This is a genomic window from Cellulomonas fimi ATCC 484, from assembly GCF_000212695.1.
Classification (GTDB): domain Bacteria; phylum Actinomycetota; class Actinomycetes; order Actinomycetales; family Cellulomonadaceae; genus Cellulomonas; species Cellulomonas fimi.
On sequence record NC_015514.1, the window covers coordinates 656,835 to 671,148 of the forward strand.

General features: G+C 74.7%; 14 protein-coding genes and 1 pseudogene. 11 read left to right on the forward strand and 4 right to left on the reverse strand.

The features are described 5' to 3' along the window. Window positions 1–117 precede the first annotated feature (117 nt). The 6 genes from CELF_RS02935 (at window position 118) to pstB (ending at window position 6,327) form a co-directional block, all read left to right on the forward strand. Window positions 118–1,383 (forward strand): sensor histidine kinase, encoded by a 1,266-nt coding sequence (locus tag CELF_RS02935; protein WP_013769758.1) that lies wholly within the window; start codon window positions 118–120, stop codon window positions 1,381–1,383. Further along, the gene (locus CELF_RS02940) at window positions 1,380–2,096 is read left to right on the forward strand and encodes a response regulator transcription factor (protein ID WP_013769759.1); all 717 of its coding nucleotides are present in this window, start codon (window positions 1,380–1,382) and stop codon (window positions 2,094–2,096) included. Before CELF_RS02935 ends, CELF_RS02940 begins: the two co-directional genes overlap by 4 nt. Window positions 2,097–2,333: 237 nt before the next feature. Then, window positions 2,334–3,446, forward strand: coding sequence for a phosphate ABC transporter substrate-binding protein PstS (gene pstS / locus CELF_RS02945; RefSeq protein ID WP_013769760.1), 1,113 nt, complete (start codon window positions 2,334–2,336; stop codon window positions 3,444–3,446). 113 nt (window positions 3,447–3,559) lie between these two features. Beyond that, a complete protein-coding gene (gene pstC / locus CELF_RS02950) occupies window positions 3,560–4,579 on the forward strand; it encodes a phosphate ABC transporter permease subunit PstC (RefSeq protein ID WP_013769761.1) in 1,020 nt (339 codons plus the stop codon). Continuing rightward, window positions 4,579–5,538, forward strand: a complete 960-nt coding sequence (gene pstA, locus CELF_RS02955; RefSeq protein ID WP_013769762.1) for a phosphate ABC transporter permease PstA — start codon at window positions 4,579–4,581, stop codon at window positions 5,536–5,538. Before pstC ends, pstA begins: the two co-directional genes overlap by 1 nt. Before the next feature lie 9 nt (window positions 5,539–5,547). Further along, a complete protein-coding gene (gene pstB, locus CELF_RS02960; RefSeq protein WP_013769763.1) occupies window positions 5,548–6,327 on the forward strand; it encodes a phosphate ABC transporter ATP-binding protein PstB in 780 nt (259 codons plus the stop codon). A gap of 184 nt (window positions 6,328–6,511) precedes the next feature. On the opposite strand, the gene CELF_RS02965 is transcribed toward pstB, so the two are convergent. Next, entirely contained in the window at window positions 6,512–7,090 is a 579-nt protein-coding gene (locus CELF_RS02965; RefSeq protein WP_013769764.1) for a hypothetical protein, read from the reverse strand. A gap of 320 nt (window positions 7,091–7,410) precedes the next feature. Here CELF_RS02965 and CELF_RS02970 point away from each other — a divergent pair, with 320 nt between their 5' ends. From CELF_RS02970 to CELF_RS19865, 3 genes and pseudogenes are all read left to right on the forward strand, one after another. After that, a complete protein-coding gene (locus CELF_RS02970) occupies window positions 7,411–7,893 on the forward strand; it encodes a CarD family transcriptional regulator (RefSeq protein WP_013769765.1) in 483 nt (160 codons plus the stop codon). A 31-nt stretch (window positions 7,894–7,924) separates the two neighbouring features. After that, on the forward strand, window positions 7,925–8,689 hold the full coding sequence (gene ispD / locus CELF_RS02975) for a 2-C-methyl-D-erythritol 4-phosphate cytidylyltransferase (protein ID WP_013769766.1): 765 nt from the start codon (window positions 7,925–7,927) through the stop codon (window positions 8,687–8,689). A 71-nt stretch (window positions 8,690–8,760) separates the two neighbouring features. Next, a pseudogene (locus CELF_RS19865) lies at window positions 8,761–9,108 on the forward strand (2-C-methyl-D-erythritol 2,4-cyclodiphosphate synthase); the annotation flags it as partial. Here CELF_RS19865 and CELF_RS02980 read toward each other — a convergent pair. Further along, complete coding sequence (locus CELF_RS02980) at window positions 9,030–10,109, reverse strand: EamA family transporter (RefSeq protein ID WP_013769768.1); 1,080 nt, start codon at window positions 10,107–10,109, stop codon at window positions 9,030–9,032. The pseudogene CELF_RS19865 and the gene CELF_RS02980 sit on opposite strands and share 79 nt — an antisense overlap. Window positions 10,110–10,202: 93 nt before the next feature. Here CELF_RS02980 and CELF_RS02985 point away from each other — a divergent pair, with 93 nt between their 5' ends. Together CELF_RS02985 and CELF_RS02990 are read left to right on the forward strand one after the other, a co-directional pair. Further along, complete coding sequence (locus CELF_RS02985) at window positions 10,203–11,123, forward strand: LysR family transcriptional regulator (protein ID WP_013769769.1); 921 nt, start codon at window positions 10,203–10,205, stop codon at window positions 11,121–11,123. A gap of 206 nt (window positions 11,124–11,329) precedes the next feature. Beyond that, on the forward strand, window positions 11,330–11,563 hold the full coding sequence (locus CELF_RS02990) for a hypothetical protein (protein WP_126297656.1): 234 nt from the start codon (window positions 11,330–11,332) through the stop codon (window positions 11,561–11,563). Window positions 11,564–11,674: 111 nt separating this feature from the next. Here CELF_RS02990 and CELF_RS02995 read toward each other — a convergent pair whose 3' ends face one another. After that, on the reverse strand, window positions 11,675–12,625 hold the full coding sequence (locus CELF_RS02995; RefSeq protein WP_049791422.1) for a quinone oxidoreductase family protein: 951 nt from the start codon (window positions 12,623–12,625) through the stop codon (window positions 11,675–11,677). 168 nt (window positions 12,626–12,793) lie between these two features. Further along, window positions 12,794–14,161: a D-arabinono-1,4-lactone oxidase gene (locus tag CELF_RS03000; RefSeq protein ID WP_013769772.1), complete on the reverse strand. Its 1,368-nt coding sequence runs from the start codon at window positions 14,159–14,161 to the stop codon at window positions 12,794–12,796. Window positions 14,162–14,314 lie beyond the last annotated feature (153 nt).

Sequence of the window (14,314 nt, forward strand, 5' to 3'; positions counted from 1 at the left end):
GGCCCGCGGCACCGGAGGTGAACGCGCGCGGGCCGGTGCGTGAACGCTCGTCGACGGTCCGGGCGTGCCGCCCGCGCGCGGTCCTACGGTCGAGCCGGACCGGCCTACGCTGGGCCCGTGGACGGGTTCGACGGCTTCGCGCTGCTGCTCGCCGGTGCCCTCGGACTGCTCACCGGGATCGGGGCGACGCTGGCGTTCCGGGTGAGCGAGCGCGCGCAGAGGCAGACGGAGCCCTCCGCGGAGCCGGAGCTCGACGACGGCCTGGTCCGCGCGCTCGCGGTGCTGCGCTCGGCGGCGATCGTGCTGGGTGACGACGACGTGGTCGTCCGGGCGAGCGCCCCCGCGCACGCGCTCGGCCTGGTGCGGGACGGCCGCATCGTGCCGCCCGCGATCCGCGACATGGTCGCCGCGGTCCGGCGAGACGGCGTCATCCTCGACGAGGAGCTCGAGGTCCCGCGCGGCCCGCTCGGTCCCGGGCTGCTCATGGTGCAGGTACGGGTCGCCCAGGTCACGCCGCAGCACGTCCTCGTCCTCGCGGAGGACCTGACGCAGGCCCGCCGGATCGAGTCGATGCGGCGTGACTTCGTCGTGAACGTGTCGCACGAGCTCAAGACCCCCGTCGGTGCGCTGCAGCTGCTCGCCGAGACGGTGCACGACGCGGCCGACGACCCGGACGCGGTCCGCCGGTTCACCGAGCGCATGCAGGCGGAGGCGAGCCGGCTGTCCGCGCTCGTGCACGAGATCATCGAGCTGTCTCGCCTGCAGGTCGCGGACGCGGTCGGCCAGCTCGCGGTCGTCGACGTCGACGCCGTCCTGACCGAGGCCGTCGACCGGGCGCGCACGACCGCGGACGCGAAGTCGGTGCGGCTCGACATCGGCGGCGTGCGCGGCACGCGCGTGCTGGGCCAGCACGACCTGCTCGTCACGGCGGTCCGCAACCTCGTGGACAACGCCGTGGCGTACTCGGGCGAGGCCGCGCACGTCGGCGTCGGCGTCCGCGAGGCGGGCGACCTCGTGGAGATCGCGGTCGTCGACGAGGGGATCGGCATCCCCGCGGACGAGCAGGACCGCGTGTTCGAGCGGTTCTACCGCGTGGACCCGGCGCGCTCGCGGGCGACGGGCGGCACGGGCCTCGGGCTGTCGATCGTCAAGCACGTCGCGGCCGACCACGGCGGCGACGTGACCGTGTGGTCCCAGCCGGGCCGCGGCTCGACGTTCACCATCCGGCTGCCCCGTGCCGACGTCGGCACGGCCCCGGCCGACGACGACCCCGCCGACGGCGCCGTCGTCGACCTCACGCGCGCGCCGGCCGACGCGCCGAGCCCCACCTCGACCCCCACCACGATCCTGGGAGACACCACCGTGCGGCGGACCGCCTCATGACCCGCATCCTGCTCGTCGAGGACGAGGAGTCCTACCGGGAGCCGCTCACGTACCAGCTCGAGCGCGAGGGGTACGAGGTCGTCGCCGCCGCGGACGGGCTGCAGGCGATCGAGCTGTTCGAGGAGCACGGCGCGGACCTGGTCCTGCTCGACCTCATGCTCCCGGGCCTGCCCGGGACCGAGGTGTGCCGACGGCTGCGGCTGACGAGCGACGTGCCCGTCATCATGCTCACCGCGAAGGACGACGAGATCGACAAGGTCGTCGGCCTGGAGCTCGGCGCGGACGACTACGTGACCAAGCCGTACTCGTCGCGCGAGCTGCTGGCCCGGATGCGCGCGGTGCTGCGCCGCCGGGAGGCGGCCGTCGTGGCGGGGGCGGGCGCTCCGGCCCCGGTGCTCGACGAGGAGGACGGGCTGCTCGTGAGCGGTCCGGTCGAGATGGACGTCGACCGGCACACCGTCAAGGTCCGCGGCGAGCTCGTCGCATTCCCGCTCAAGGAGTTCGACCTGCTGGAGATGCTGCTGCGCAACGCGGGACGCGTCCTGACCCGCGGCCAGCTCATCGACCGGATCTGGGGCTCCGACTACGTCGGCGACACCAAGACCCTCGACGTCCACGTCAAGCGCGTCCGCGCCAAGATCGAGGCCGACCCGGCCAACCCGACCCTCCTGCTGACGGTCCGCGGCCTGGGCTACAAGCTCGAGGAGGCCTGAGCCGGAGCGCAGCGCAGCGCAGGCCGACCGCGGGTACCGCGGCCCAGACGCCCGCCCACGGCGCCCGGTTCGTCCGGACGCGGGGGCGGGCGTCGGCGTCACGCGCGGGCACGTGCATGTCGACGGGAACCGTTCACCCCTGGTTCACCCAGCGCCGTCCGGCAGGTCACGTCGGCTTCCTACCGTCGGCCACGCCGCGCACACCCCGGTGCGCGCACGAACGACAGGACGGACACTGTGAAGCTCTCCCTCCACCGCCGCGCCGGGGCGGTCGCTCTCACCGGCGCCCTCGCCCTCGCCCTCGCGGCGTGCGGATCGGACGACCCGACCGGCTCCGGCGACACGACCCCCGGGTCGGACGAGAGCGTGAGCACGCTCTCCGGCGAGCTCAACGGCGCCGGCGCCTCCTCGCAGGAGAAGGCCATGGACGCGTGGCGCGCCGGCTTCCAGAGCGGCAACCCCGACGTGACGGTCAACTACGACCCGGTCGGCTCCGGCGGCGGTCGCACGCAGTTCCTCGACGGCGCCGTGCAGTTCGCGGGCACGGACTCGGCGCTCGACGAGGAGGAGCTCGCCACGGCGCAGCAGACCTGCTCGGCCGACGCGATCGACATCCCGGTCTACGTGAGCCCGATCGCGGTCGTCTTCAACCTCGAGGGCGTCACCGAGCTCAACCTGTCGGCGACGACCATCGCGGGCATCTTCGAGGGCACCATCACCAGCTGGGACGCCCCGGAGATCGCCGCCGAGAACCCCGACGCGACGCTCCCGGCGGTCGCGATCACGCCCGTGCACCGCTCCGACGAGTCGGGCACGACGAAGAACTTCACCGACTGGCTCGGCAAGGCGTCCGGCGGCGCGTGGGCCCACGAGGCCGACGGCAACTGGCCGATCGAGGGCGGCGAGTCCGCGCAGGGCACGTCCGGCGTCATCCAGACGGTCCAGGGCGGCAACGGCACCATCACCTACGCCGACGAGTCGGCCGCCGGCTCGCTCGGCAAGGCGTCGATCAAGGTCGGCGAGGAGTGGGTCGCCCCGTCCGCCGAGGCCGTGGCCGTCGCGCTCGACGCGTCGCCGCGTGCCGAGGGCCGCACCGAGCACGACATCGTGATCGACATCGACCGCGAGACGACCGAGTCGGGCGCCTACCCGCTGTTCCTCGTCTCCTACGCCGTGGCGTGCCTCCAGTACGAGGACGCCGCGACCGCCGACCTGGTCAAGGGCTTCCTCGGCTACGTCGTGAGCGAGGACGGCCAGGCTGCTGCCGCCGAGGCCGCGGGCTCCGCCCCGCTGTCCGAGGCGCTGGCCGCCGACGCGCAGGCCGCGGTCGAGGCGATCGCCGCCGCGTGACGGCACGCCGGTGACCGGCCCGCACCGGGGGGATGCGGGTCGGTCACCGGCTCTTTCGCACGCGCGGGGACCGACGGGCCCCCGCGACCGGCACACCGAGCTCCAGGAGAACCGTGACCAGTACGACCAGCCCCCCGACGGCGGGCCGACGCAGCGACGGCGCGTCGCCGCGCGCCGCCCTCAGCCCGCGTCGCCGCGCGAAGGTCCGTGACCGTGGTGCGAGCCGGTTGTTCCGGTGGGCCGCGACCGGCGCGGGCGCGCTCATCCTGCTCGTCCTCGCCGCCGTCGCGGTCTTCCTCGTGCTGCGGGCCTGGCCCGCCATGACGACGCCGGCCGCCGAGCTGACCGAGAAGATCTCCTGGCTGCACGGCGCGGACTCGCTGATCGAGTTCGTCGGGCCCCTCGTCTTCGGCACGGTCCTCGCCGCGGCCCTCGCGCTCGTCCTCGCGACGCCCGTCGCGCTCGGCATCGCGCTGTTCATCTCGCACTACGCGCCGCGCCGGCTCGCGTCGGGCCTCGGCTACCTCGTCGACCTGCTCGCCGCGATCCCGTCGGTCGTCTACGGCCTGTGGGGCGCGCTGGTGCTCGCGCCGCTCGTGCAGCCGGTGTGGGGCTGGCTCAACACGTACCTCGGCTGGATCCCGCTGTTCGGCGGCGAGGTCTCGCCGACGGCGCGCGTGATCCTCACGGTGGGCCTGGTCCTCGCGGTCATGCTGCTGCCGATCATCACGGCCGTCACCCGCGAGGTGTTCCTGCAGACGCCGCGCCTGCACGAGGAGGCGGCGCTGGCCCTCGGCGCGACCCGCTGGGAGATGATCCGCACGGCCGTCCTGCCCTTCGCGCGCTCCGGCATCGTCTCCGCGGCGATGCTCGGCCTCGGCCGCGCGCTGGGCGAGACGATGGCCGTCCTGATGATCCTGTCGCCCGGGTTCCTCTACAGCTTCCAGCTGCTCGCCGCGGGCAAGCAGCAGACGATCGCGGCCAACATCGCCGCGCAGTTCCCCGAGGCGAACCCGCTCGGCGTCTCGACGCTCATCGCGACGGGCCTCGCGCTGTTCGTCATCACGCTGCTCGTCAACATGGCCGCGCGCGCGATCGTCGCGCGCCGCAAGGACTTCTCGGGAGCCAACTGATGACCGCCGCCACCGCCCCGGTCGCCCCGTCGTCCTCGGACGACCTGCGCCGGGTGCTGTCGACCGTCGACAAGGGCCGCCGCCGCCGCGACCGCACCATGACGGGCCTCGTCGTGGGCGCGTTCGTCGTCGCGATGCTGCCGCTCGTCTCCGTCACGTGGACGGTCCTGGCGAACGGGATCGAGCGGTTCGACGCGTACTTCCTCACGCACTCCATGCGCGGCGTCTTCGGCGGCATGGACGCGGGCGGCATCTACCACGCGATCGTCGGGACGGTCGAGATCACGCTCTTCGCGACGCTGATCTCGGTGCCGATCGGCCTGCTGACCGCCATCTACCTGGTCGAGTACGGCAGGGGGGCCCTCGCCCGGGCGGTGACGTTCTTCGTCGACGTGATGACGGGCATCCCGTCGATCGTCGCCGGTCTGTTCGCGTACGCGCTGTTCGCCGTGATCCTCGGGCCGGGCATCCGGATGGGCGTCGTCGGCTCGGTCGCGCTGTCGGTGCTCATGATCCCGGTGGTCGTGCGGTCCTGCGAGGAGATGCTGCGGCTCGTCCCGAACGAGCTGCGCGAGGCCGCGCTCGCCCTGGGCGTGCCGCGCTGGCTCACGATCGTCAAGGTCGTGCTCCGCACCGCGGTGGCCGGCATCGGCACGGGCGTGATGATCGCGATCGCCCGCGTCATCGGCGAGACGGCACCGCTGCTCGTCACGGTCGGGGTCATCGACTCGATCAACTTCAACCTGTTCGAGGGCCGCATGATGACGCTGCCCGTCTACGTGTACCGCCAGTACCAGCAGGGCCTCGTGCCGTGCTCGCCGGACGCCGTGGACTGCATCGCGACCATCAACTACGACCGGGCCTGGGCCGCCGCGCTGACGCTGATCCTCGTCGTCATGCTGCTCAACCTGGCCGCGCGCCTCATCACCCGCTTCTTCGCCCCCAAGAACCTCGGCTAAGGACCCCCCATGTCTCAGCGCATCGACGTCAAGGACCTCAACATCTACTACGGCGACTTCCGCGCCGTCGCCGACATCGAGATGGCGGTCGAGCCGCGCTCCGTGACGGCCTTCATCGGCCCCTCGGGCTGCGGCAAGTCGACGTTCCTGCGGACGCTCAACCGCATGCACGAGGTCATCCCGGGCGCGCGCGTCGAGGGCTCGGTGGCGATGGACGGCGTCGACCTCTACGGCAGCGACATCGACCCCGTCGCGGTCCGCCGCCAGGTCGGCATGGTGTTCCAGCGGCCGAACCCGTTCCCGACGATGTCGATCGCGGAGAACGTCCTGGCGGGCGTGCGGCTCAACAACCGCCGCATCTCCAAGGGCGACGCGCAGGACCTCGTCGAGTCCTCGCTGCGCGGCGCGAACCTGTGGAACGAGGTCAAGGACCGCCTCGACCGTCCCGGCTCGGGCCTGTCCGGCGGTCAGCAGCAGCGCCTGTGCATCGCGCGCGCCATCGCCGTGAAGCCGCAGGTGCTCCTCATGGACGAGCCGTGCTCCGCGCTCGACCCGATCTCGACCCTCGCGATCGAGGACCTCATCGCGGAGCTCAAGGCGAGCTACACGATCGTCATCGTCACGCACAACATGCAGCAGGCCGCGCGCGTCTCGGACCGCACGGCGTTCTTCAACCTCGCGGGCACGGGCCAGCCGGGCCGCCTCATCGAGATCGACGACACGTCGACGATCTTCTCCTCACCGCGCGAGCAGTCCACCGAGGACTACATCTCCGGCCGCTTCGGCTGACCCGGGCGCGCCCCGCCCGGTCCCGCCGGTGCGGGCTCGGGCACGCCGTCCGCCCGACGTGCGACGACGAGGCGGCGCGACCAGGACGAGGGACGACGACGGGCCCGGCCGCAGCGGCCGGGCCCGTCGTCGTGTCTCGTGCGAGGGTGCCCACGTGCAGCCGGGCGCCGTGCCCGGGGGTGGGTCAGCCCTCGGCGGTGGGCGAGGGGGTCGGCTCCGCGCCGGGCACGGCCTCGGTGACCGCCGGCGTGGGCTCGGGCGTGGGCGTCGGCGTCGCGGTCGGGAGCGCGCCCGCGTACTCCGGCAGCGTCCCGTCGAGCACGGGGACCTCGAGCGTCTGCGCGCCGGACGACGCCGTCGCGACCGTCAGCGGCACGGTCCCGCCGGGCGGCGCCGCGACCGCGTCGACCGGCACGTCGGCGTGCCCCTCGTCGTCGCTGCCGTCGAGCAGGACGGTGGCGCCGCCGGGCAGCTCGACGGTCGTCGGCTCGGCGCCCTCGAACGTCAGCGTGACGGTCTCGTCCTGATCCCCGTCGTTGATGAGCGCGCCGTGCAGCACGCCGATCTCGCCCTCGGCCGCGGACAGCACGAGCAGGTTGCTGGCGCGGACGTCGCCCAGCGTGACCCGCACGCCGTCCGACGCGGAGTACTCGTCCTGGGTCGTCAGGGGGTTGGTGGCCGAGCACCCCGACAGGAGGAGCCCGGCGGCGACGACGCCGGTGAGCGCGAGCAGGCGGGGGGAGCGGGTGCGGGGCGAGGTCACGATGACTCCTCGGGGCGTGGGGGCCCCTGTGGCGGGGGTCCGGTCAGGTCGACGGCCGCCTCGAGGGACCGAGCGCGACCGCACCGCAAGCCTAGCCGCCCGCACCCGTGCGCCGGCCCCTGCGCGGGCGCGTCCTGCCCGGGTGGAACCTACCCGCGGGTACCTCGCCCATGGGGGTCCGAGGTCCCGCCCGCGGCCCGCGCCGCCGGACACCGGTGCCGCGCGTCACCGCTCTGACCTGCGGTGATGCAGATCTCAGCCGGGCCGGCTGCCAAATCGGGCGTGATAAGATACACGTCTGCGAAAGGGGACGCCTGCAGATGACTTTCACTGTTGGGGAGACCGTTGTCTACCCGCACCACGGTGCAGCGTTGATCGAGGAGATCAAGACCAGGACCATCCGCGGAGAGGACAAGATCTACCTCAAGCTCAAGGTCGCACAGGGCGACCTGACCATCGAGGTGCCCGCCGAGAACGTCGATCTCGTGGGTGTGCGTGACGTCGTGGGCCAGGAGGGCCTCGACCGCGTGTTCGAGGTGCTGCGCGCCCCGTACACGGAGGAGCCGACCAACTGGTCGCGCCGCTACAAGGCCAACCTCGAGAAGCTCGCCTCGGGCGACGTCATCAAGGTCGCCGAGGTCGTGCGGGACCTGTCCCGTCGCGACGCCGACCGCGGCCTGTCCGCGGGCGAGAAGCGCATGCTCGCCAAGGCCCGCCAGATCCTCGTCTCGGAGCTCGCGCTCGCCGAGCACACCGAGGAGGAGAAGGCCGAGGCGATCCTCGACGAGGTCCTCGCCTCCTGACCACCCGCCCCTACCCCGCCCACGCACGCCGGTGAGCGTCGCCGCCGTCCTGACCGCTGCCGGCAGCGGTGCACGGCTCGGCCACCGGCTGCCGAAGGCCCTCGTCCCGCTCGGCGGAGAGCCGCTGCTCCTGCACGCCGCTCGCCGCCTGCTCGAGGCGCGCACCACCACCGACGACGACCGCGTCACGACGCTCGTCGTCACCGCACCCGCCGACCACGTCGACGCCGTGCGTGCCCTGCTGGGGCACCTCGGCGGCGACGTGGTCGTCGTGCGTGGGGGAGCGACCCGCCAGGCCTCCGTGGCCGCGGCGCTCGAGGTCCTCGCAGCGCGCGAGGGCGTCGACGTCGTGCTCGTGCACGACGCGGCCCGGCCCCTCGTCCCGCCCGCGCTCGTGGCCCGCGTCGTCGAGGCGGTGCGCGCGGGGCACGTCGCGGTCGTGCCCGGCCTGCCGGTGACCGACACGGTCAAGCAGGTCGGTGCCGCCGGCCTCGGGGACGGCCCGGTCGTCCAGCCCGTGCTGCGGACGGTTCCGCGCGCCGACCTGCGGGCCGTCCAGACGCCGCAGGGGTTCGATCTCGCGACGCTTCTGCGCGCCCACGCGCACGGGGCCGGCGTCGCGCACGACGAGGCGCTGGCCGCGTCCGACGACGCCGGGCTCGTCGAGCTGCTCGGCGAGCCCGTCGGCGTCGTCGAGGGTCACGAGGACGCCGCGAAGATCACGACCGCCCGCGACCTGGCCGTCGCCGAGCTGCTGCTCCGCGACGCGCGCACCGCCCCTCTGGAGGCCCTGTGACCCCCGCCCTGCCCCGCACGGGGATCGGCGTCGACGTGCACGCCTACGACCCCGACCCGGCGCCGGACGCCGTGCTGCACCTCGCGGGCCTGTCCTGGCCGGGGGAGCGCCCGCTCGCGGGCCACTCCGACGCCGACGTGGCCGCGCACGCCGCCGCGGACGCGCTGCTGTCGGCGTCCGGGCTCGGCGACCTGGGCTCGAACTTCGGCACGGCCGAGCCGCAGTGGAAGGGCGCGGCGGGGACGGCGCTGCTCGCCGAGGCTGCCCGGCGCGTGCGCGCCGCCGGGTTCGCGGTGGGCAACGTCGCGGTGCAGGTGATCGGCAACCGGCCCCGGCTCGGTCAGCGCCGCGCGGAGGCGGAGGCCGCGCTGTCGTCGGCTGCGGGGGCGCCGGTGACGCTGTCCGCGACGACGTCGGACGGGCTCGGGCTCACGGGCCGGGGCGAGGGTGTGGCCGCGGTCGCGACGGCGCTCGTCGTCGCCGTGGAGGGCTGAGGGCAGTCGTCGGGGGCTGGTCGGCGACGGGGCCACCACGTCGGCACGGCACGTGTGCTGCCGAGCAGCACGCCCGCGACGACGACGGCCCCCCACAGCAGCTCGACGCCCGCGGTCGGCTCCCGCAGCAGCAGCCACGACGACGTCACGCCGACGACGGGCACGAGCATCGAGAACGGTGCGACGGTGCTCGACGGGTGGCGGCCCATGAGCGTCGACCAGATGCCCGACCCCAGCAGCGTGGCGACCAGCACCGTGAACAGCAGCCCGCCGATCGCGAGCAGGCCGCGCGTGGAGGTCAGGCCGTCGGCGGACGCGGCGATGCGGTCCGGGCCCTCGACGACGAGCGACGCCACCAGCATCGGCACGGGCGGTACGACCGACATCCACAGCATGAGCCGGAACCCCTCGCCGGGTGCGGCGCGCATCGCCTGCCGGTTGCCGAGGTTGCCGAGCGCCCACCCGAGCCCGCCGCACAGGGTCAGGACGACCGGGAGCAGCGTCGCGCCCCCGTCGAGACCGGCGCGGTGCACCGCGATGCCGCCGAGCCCGGCGACCGCGACGGCGACGCCGACGGCCTGCCGGGCGCTGACCCGCTCGCGCAGCAGGAGCGCGGCGAGCACGACCGTGAACGGTGCCGACGACTGCAGGACGAGCGACGCCAGCCCGGTCGGCATGCCCGAGTCCATCGCGAGGTAGAGGAAGACGAACTGCAGGACGCCGAAGCCCGCACCGTAGGCGAGCACCCAGCGCCAGGGGGCCGAAGGGCGACGCACGAGGAGCAGCGTCGGGACGGCGAGGAGCGTGAAGCGCAGCGCGACGAGGAGGAAGGGCGGGAACTGCTCGAGCGACAGGTGGATCGCCGGGAAGTTCAGGCCCCAGCAGACGGCGACGAGGACGGCGAGGGCGCGGTCGCGGGTGGGCATGCGGCGAGCATCACCCCGCCCGACCGTTCAGCACCATCGAGTTCTCGTGACACGACGCTGCAGCAGCGCTGAACGGTCGGCTACCGTCGATGCATGGACGCCCGCTCGCTCGAGGTGCTCCGTGCCGTGCAGACGCAGGGCGGGGTCACCGCCGCCGCGGCGACGCTGCACGTCACCCCGTCCGCCGTCTCCCAGCACCTGGCGGCGCTGCAGCGCTCCGTGGGTGTCCCCCTGACGGAGCGCGTCGGCCGCGGGCTGCGGCTCACGGCCGCCGGCGTCGCGCTCGCCGAGGCGGCGGTCGACGTCGCCGTCGCGCTCGAGCGTGCCCGGTCGGCCGTCGACGAGCTCCACAGCCGGCCGACGGGCGTCGTGCGGGTCAGCGCGTTCCAGAGCGGCGCGCAGCTGCTGCTGCCCGGGCTGCTGACACGCGTCGCGCGGTGGGACGGCGTCGTCGTGGAGTGCTCGGACGAGGACGTCGCGCAGGACGACTTCGTCGGCCTCACCGACCGGGTCGACGTCGTCGTCGCGCACCGCCCCGACGCGAGCCGCCCCTGGGCCGCGCCGGGCGACGGCGTCGTCGTCGTGCCGCTGCTGCGCGAGCCGCTCGACGTGGCCGTGCCGCACGACCACCCGTTCGCGCAGCGCACCGAGGTGCGCCCCGACGAGCTCGCGGACGTCGACTGGGTCGCGGTCCGGGACGGCTTCCCGGTGGCGACGGTGCTCGCAGCGGTCGCTCGCGGGTCGGGCCAGGCACCGCGGGTGCGCCACCGGATCAACGACTTCCACGTGGCGGCGTCCCTCGTGGCCGCGGGCCACGGCGTGGCGCTGCTGCCGCGGCACACGTTCGGCGACGACCCGCGGGTGCGGCTCGTCCCGCTGGCCGACGTGCGTGCGGGCCGGCGGATCGACGCGCTCGTGCGCGCCGACTGTGCCGAGCGGCTCGTCGTGCGGCGCGTGCTGGACGAGCTGCGCGCGCTCGCCGCGGAGATCGAGGGCGGCGCCGCACGCGCCTGACCTGCGCAGGGACCCCGCGACGCTGCGGGCGGGCGGCGCGTCGGCGCGGGGACGGCGCGCAGGGGCGCCGAGGGGATGCCGAGAGGGATGCCGGGCGGGCGCCGGGCGAGGCGGTGGGTGAAGTGCGGTCCCGTCACGCCCGGGAGCGGGTGGAGAACGTCGGCCGGGTCGCGCGGGCTCCGACAGCCCTGCTACGGTCCCGGTTCGTGACGCAGCGGTCCCAGCCCCAGGGACCCACGCCCGAGGGCGTGGGAGCGCTCCATCGTGCCGCCTCGGCGCCGACGTCCGCGCTGCCCGTGCGTACCCCCGTCCCGCGCGTCCGGCTGCGCGTCCGGGTGTCCGCCGACGTGCTCGCCGCGACCGAGCAGGGGCTGACCGACCTCGACGACGACCGCGCGCGCGTCCTGTCCGACGACGCGCCCCCGCCCGTCACGTTCTGACGCTCCGCCGCACGGGCGTCGCCTCCGGGTGCATCACGGCACGGGCGTCCCGTCCGGGCGCATCATCGCCGCACGAGCAGCCCGTCCGGGCGCGTCGCCGCCGCGGACCCGTCAGGGGACGAGCACGAGCTTCCCGCGCGCGTGACCCTCGCGGCTGAGCCGGTGCGCGTCGGCCGCGTCGTCGAGCGCGAAGGTGCGCGCGACCCGCACGTCGAGCGAGCCGTCGGCCGCCAGCTCGGCGAGCTGCGCCCGAGCCGCCTCCCGCACGGCCGTGCCGGGATCCGCACCCGGGCCGCCGCCGAGCGCGCGCACGCCGAGCTCGGCCGCCCGTCCGAAGCCGGCGATGGTGGCGACGCGCAGCCGGTCGGCCACGACGGCGACCGACACGTCGAGGGCCTCGTCGCTGCCGACCGTGTCGATCGCGACCGTGACGGGTCCCGTCGTGCGCTCCGCGTCCCGCACGCGCTCGAGCAGGCCGGGGCCGTGCGCGACCGGGACGGCGCCGAGCGCGCGCAGGTCGTCGTGGGTGTCCGGCGAGCCCGTCGCGATCACGCGGGCACCGCGCAGGATTGCGAGCTGCACGGCCATGCGACCGACACCGCCCGAGCCGCCGTGCACGAGGACGACGTCGCCGTCGTGGGCGCCGGTCGCGGACAGGGTGTGCACCGCGGTCGTGCCGGCGAGCAGGAGCCCGGACGCGGCGGGCCAGTCGAGGGTGCTCGGGCGCCGGCACGTGACCTGCTCGGAGACGACGAGGTGGCTCGCGTAGCCGCCGTGGACGCGCCACGCGATGACCTCGTCGCCCGGCGAGAGCCAGCGGACCGACGGGCCCACGGCCGCGACGACGCCGGCCACCTCGAGACCGAGCCGCAGCGGCAGCCGGGAGGGGTCGTTGCCCGGCCCGGGCGCGTACATCTTCCAGTCGATCGGGTTGACGGCGGCGGCACGCACGTCGAGGAGCACCTGCCCCGGGCCGGGGTCGCCGGGCGCGACCTCGACCGTACGGAGCACCTCGGGACCACCGAACGCCGTGGCGACCACGGCCCTGCTCGCAGAAGTCACCCGGCACAGAGTGCCCGCCGAGCGTCGCGACCGCCAGGGTCCATGCAGGCGTATGCATCGCTTCACCCGCACGGGTGACGGGCGCCGACTCCGACCGGCCCGACGCACCGACCGGCCCGCGGCCCGACCGCTCCGGCCCGCCGAGCGGCCGGGCGGGCCGCCGTCCCGTCAGGCGGCGCGGGGGGCCCGGGCGCCGCCCGGCACGGGCCCCAGCACGCGGTCGAGATAGGGGTTGGTGAACGTGCCGCCCGGGTCGGCCTGCGCCCGCACGCGCCGGGCGTCCGCGAACCGCGGGTAGACGCCCTCCAGGGCGGCGGAGTCGCGCCAGTGGAGCTTGCCCCAGTGCGGGCGGCCGCCCACCTGGGCCGCGATGGCCTCGACCGCACGGAAGTAGCGCGCGTAGGGCAGGTGCACGTTCTGGTGCACGGCCACGTACGCGGTGGGCCGGCCGTGGGCCGTGGACAGCCACAGGTCGTCCTGCGCGGCGAACCGGACCTCGACGGGGAACGGCAGGCGCTCGCCCGACGAGCGGATCCACGCGTCGACCTCGCGCAGGACGTCGACGACGCTCTCGCGCGGCACGGCGTACTCCATCTCCCGGAACCGCACGCGGCGCGGCGAGACGAACACCTCCGCGGACGGGGCGGTGTAGGAGCGGGGCGCGAGGGCGCGTGCGCTCACGGCGTTGATCCCCGGGGTGGCGGGCGGGACGAGCGTGGCGATCCGGTTGGTGACGGCGAACACCGCGTTGGACAGCAGCTCGTCGTCGATCCACGACCGCACGGGGTGCAGGGGGCGCACGTCGTCGTCGGGCACGCGGTTGTTGCGCTTGGTGAGCGCCCGCCGGGTGTGCGGGAACCAGTAGAACTCGAAGTGGTCGTTGGACTCGACCAGCCCGTCGGGCCCGTCCAGCCGCTCGACGACGCGCTCGAGCGGCCACGGCTCCTCGCGGGCCTCCAGGCGGAACGCGGGCACCACCTCGAGCGTCACCGCGGCGAGGACCCCGACGCAGCCGAGCCCGAGCCGCGCGAGCTCGAACAGCTCGGGGCGTCGCGTGGGGGAGGTCTCCACGACGCTGCCGTCGGCGAGCACGACGCGCGCCCCGACGACCTGCGTCGCGAGCCCGCCGAGGCGTGCACCGGTGCCGTGCGTGCCGGTCGAGATCGCGCCGGCGATCGACTGCTTGTCGATGTCGCCGAGGTTGCGCATCGCGAGACCGTGCGCGGCGAGGGCCGCGTTGAGGGCGTGCAGCCGGATGCCGGCGCCCACCGTGACGTGCGCGGTGCCGTCCGGGCGGGGCGCGACACGCTCGAGCGTGTCGAGCGCGTCGAGACGCAGCTGGACCCCGTCGGTGACCGCCGCGGGGGTGAAGGAGTGCCCGCCCCCGACCGCGCGGACACGCAGTCCCGCGCGGCCGGCGGACTGCACGGCCGCGACCAGCTCGCCCAGGTCACGGGGGTGTGCCACGCTGCGCGGAGTGGCGTGCGCGGTGCGTGCCCAGTTGTGCCAGGGCGTCGGGGCGGGTGCGCGTCCCATCGTGTCGAACGTTCCTCCTGGGCGGTTGTCCAAGTCAAGTGTGCATCATCCTTGACTATCGTCACGAGCACCATTGAGATGTGCTGTGGGGAGGCGACGCACCTCGCACGACCGGCGGTCGGGCCGGTGAGGGTACGCGTCGGACGAGGGAGG

Excerpts from the sequence above, each read along its gene's own strand:
- CELF_RS02940 (WP_013769759.1), top strand. The coding sequence starts at position 1,380 with ATGACCCGCATCCTGCTCGTCGAGGACGAGGAGTCCTACCGGGAGCCG.
- pstA (WP_013769762.1), top strand. The coding sequence starts at position 4,579 with ATGACCGCCGCCACCGCCCCGGTCGCCCCGTCGTCCTCGGACGACCTG.
- pstB (WP_013769763.1), top strand. The coding sequence starts at position 5,548 with ATGTCTCAGCGCATCGACGTCAAGGACCTCAACATCTACTACGGCGAC.
- CELF_RS02970 (WP_013769765.1), top strand. The coding sequence starts at position 7,411 with ATGACTTTCACTGTTGGGGAGACCGTTGTCTACCCGCACCACGGTGCA.
- CELF_RS02980 (WP_013769768.1), bottom strand. The coding sequence starts at position 10,109 with ATGCCCACCCGCGACCGCGCCCTCGCCGTCCTCGTCGCCGTCTGCTGG.
- CELF_RS02985 (WP_013769769.1), top strand. The coding sequence starts at position 10,203 with ATGGACGCCCGCTCGCTCGAGGTGCTCCGTGCCGTGCAGACGCAGGGC.
- CELF_RS03000 (WP_013769772.1), bottom strand. The coding sequence starts at position 14,161 with ATGGGACGCGCACCCGCCCCGACGCCCTGGCACAACTGGGCACGCACC.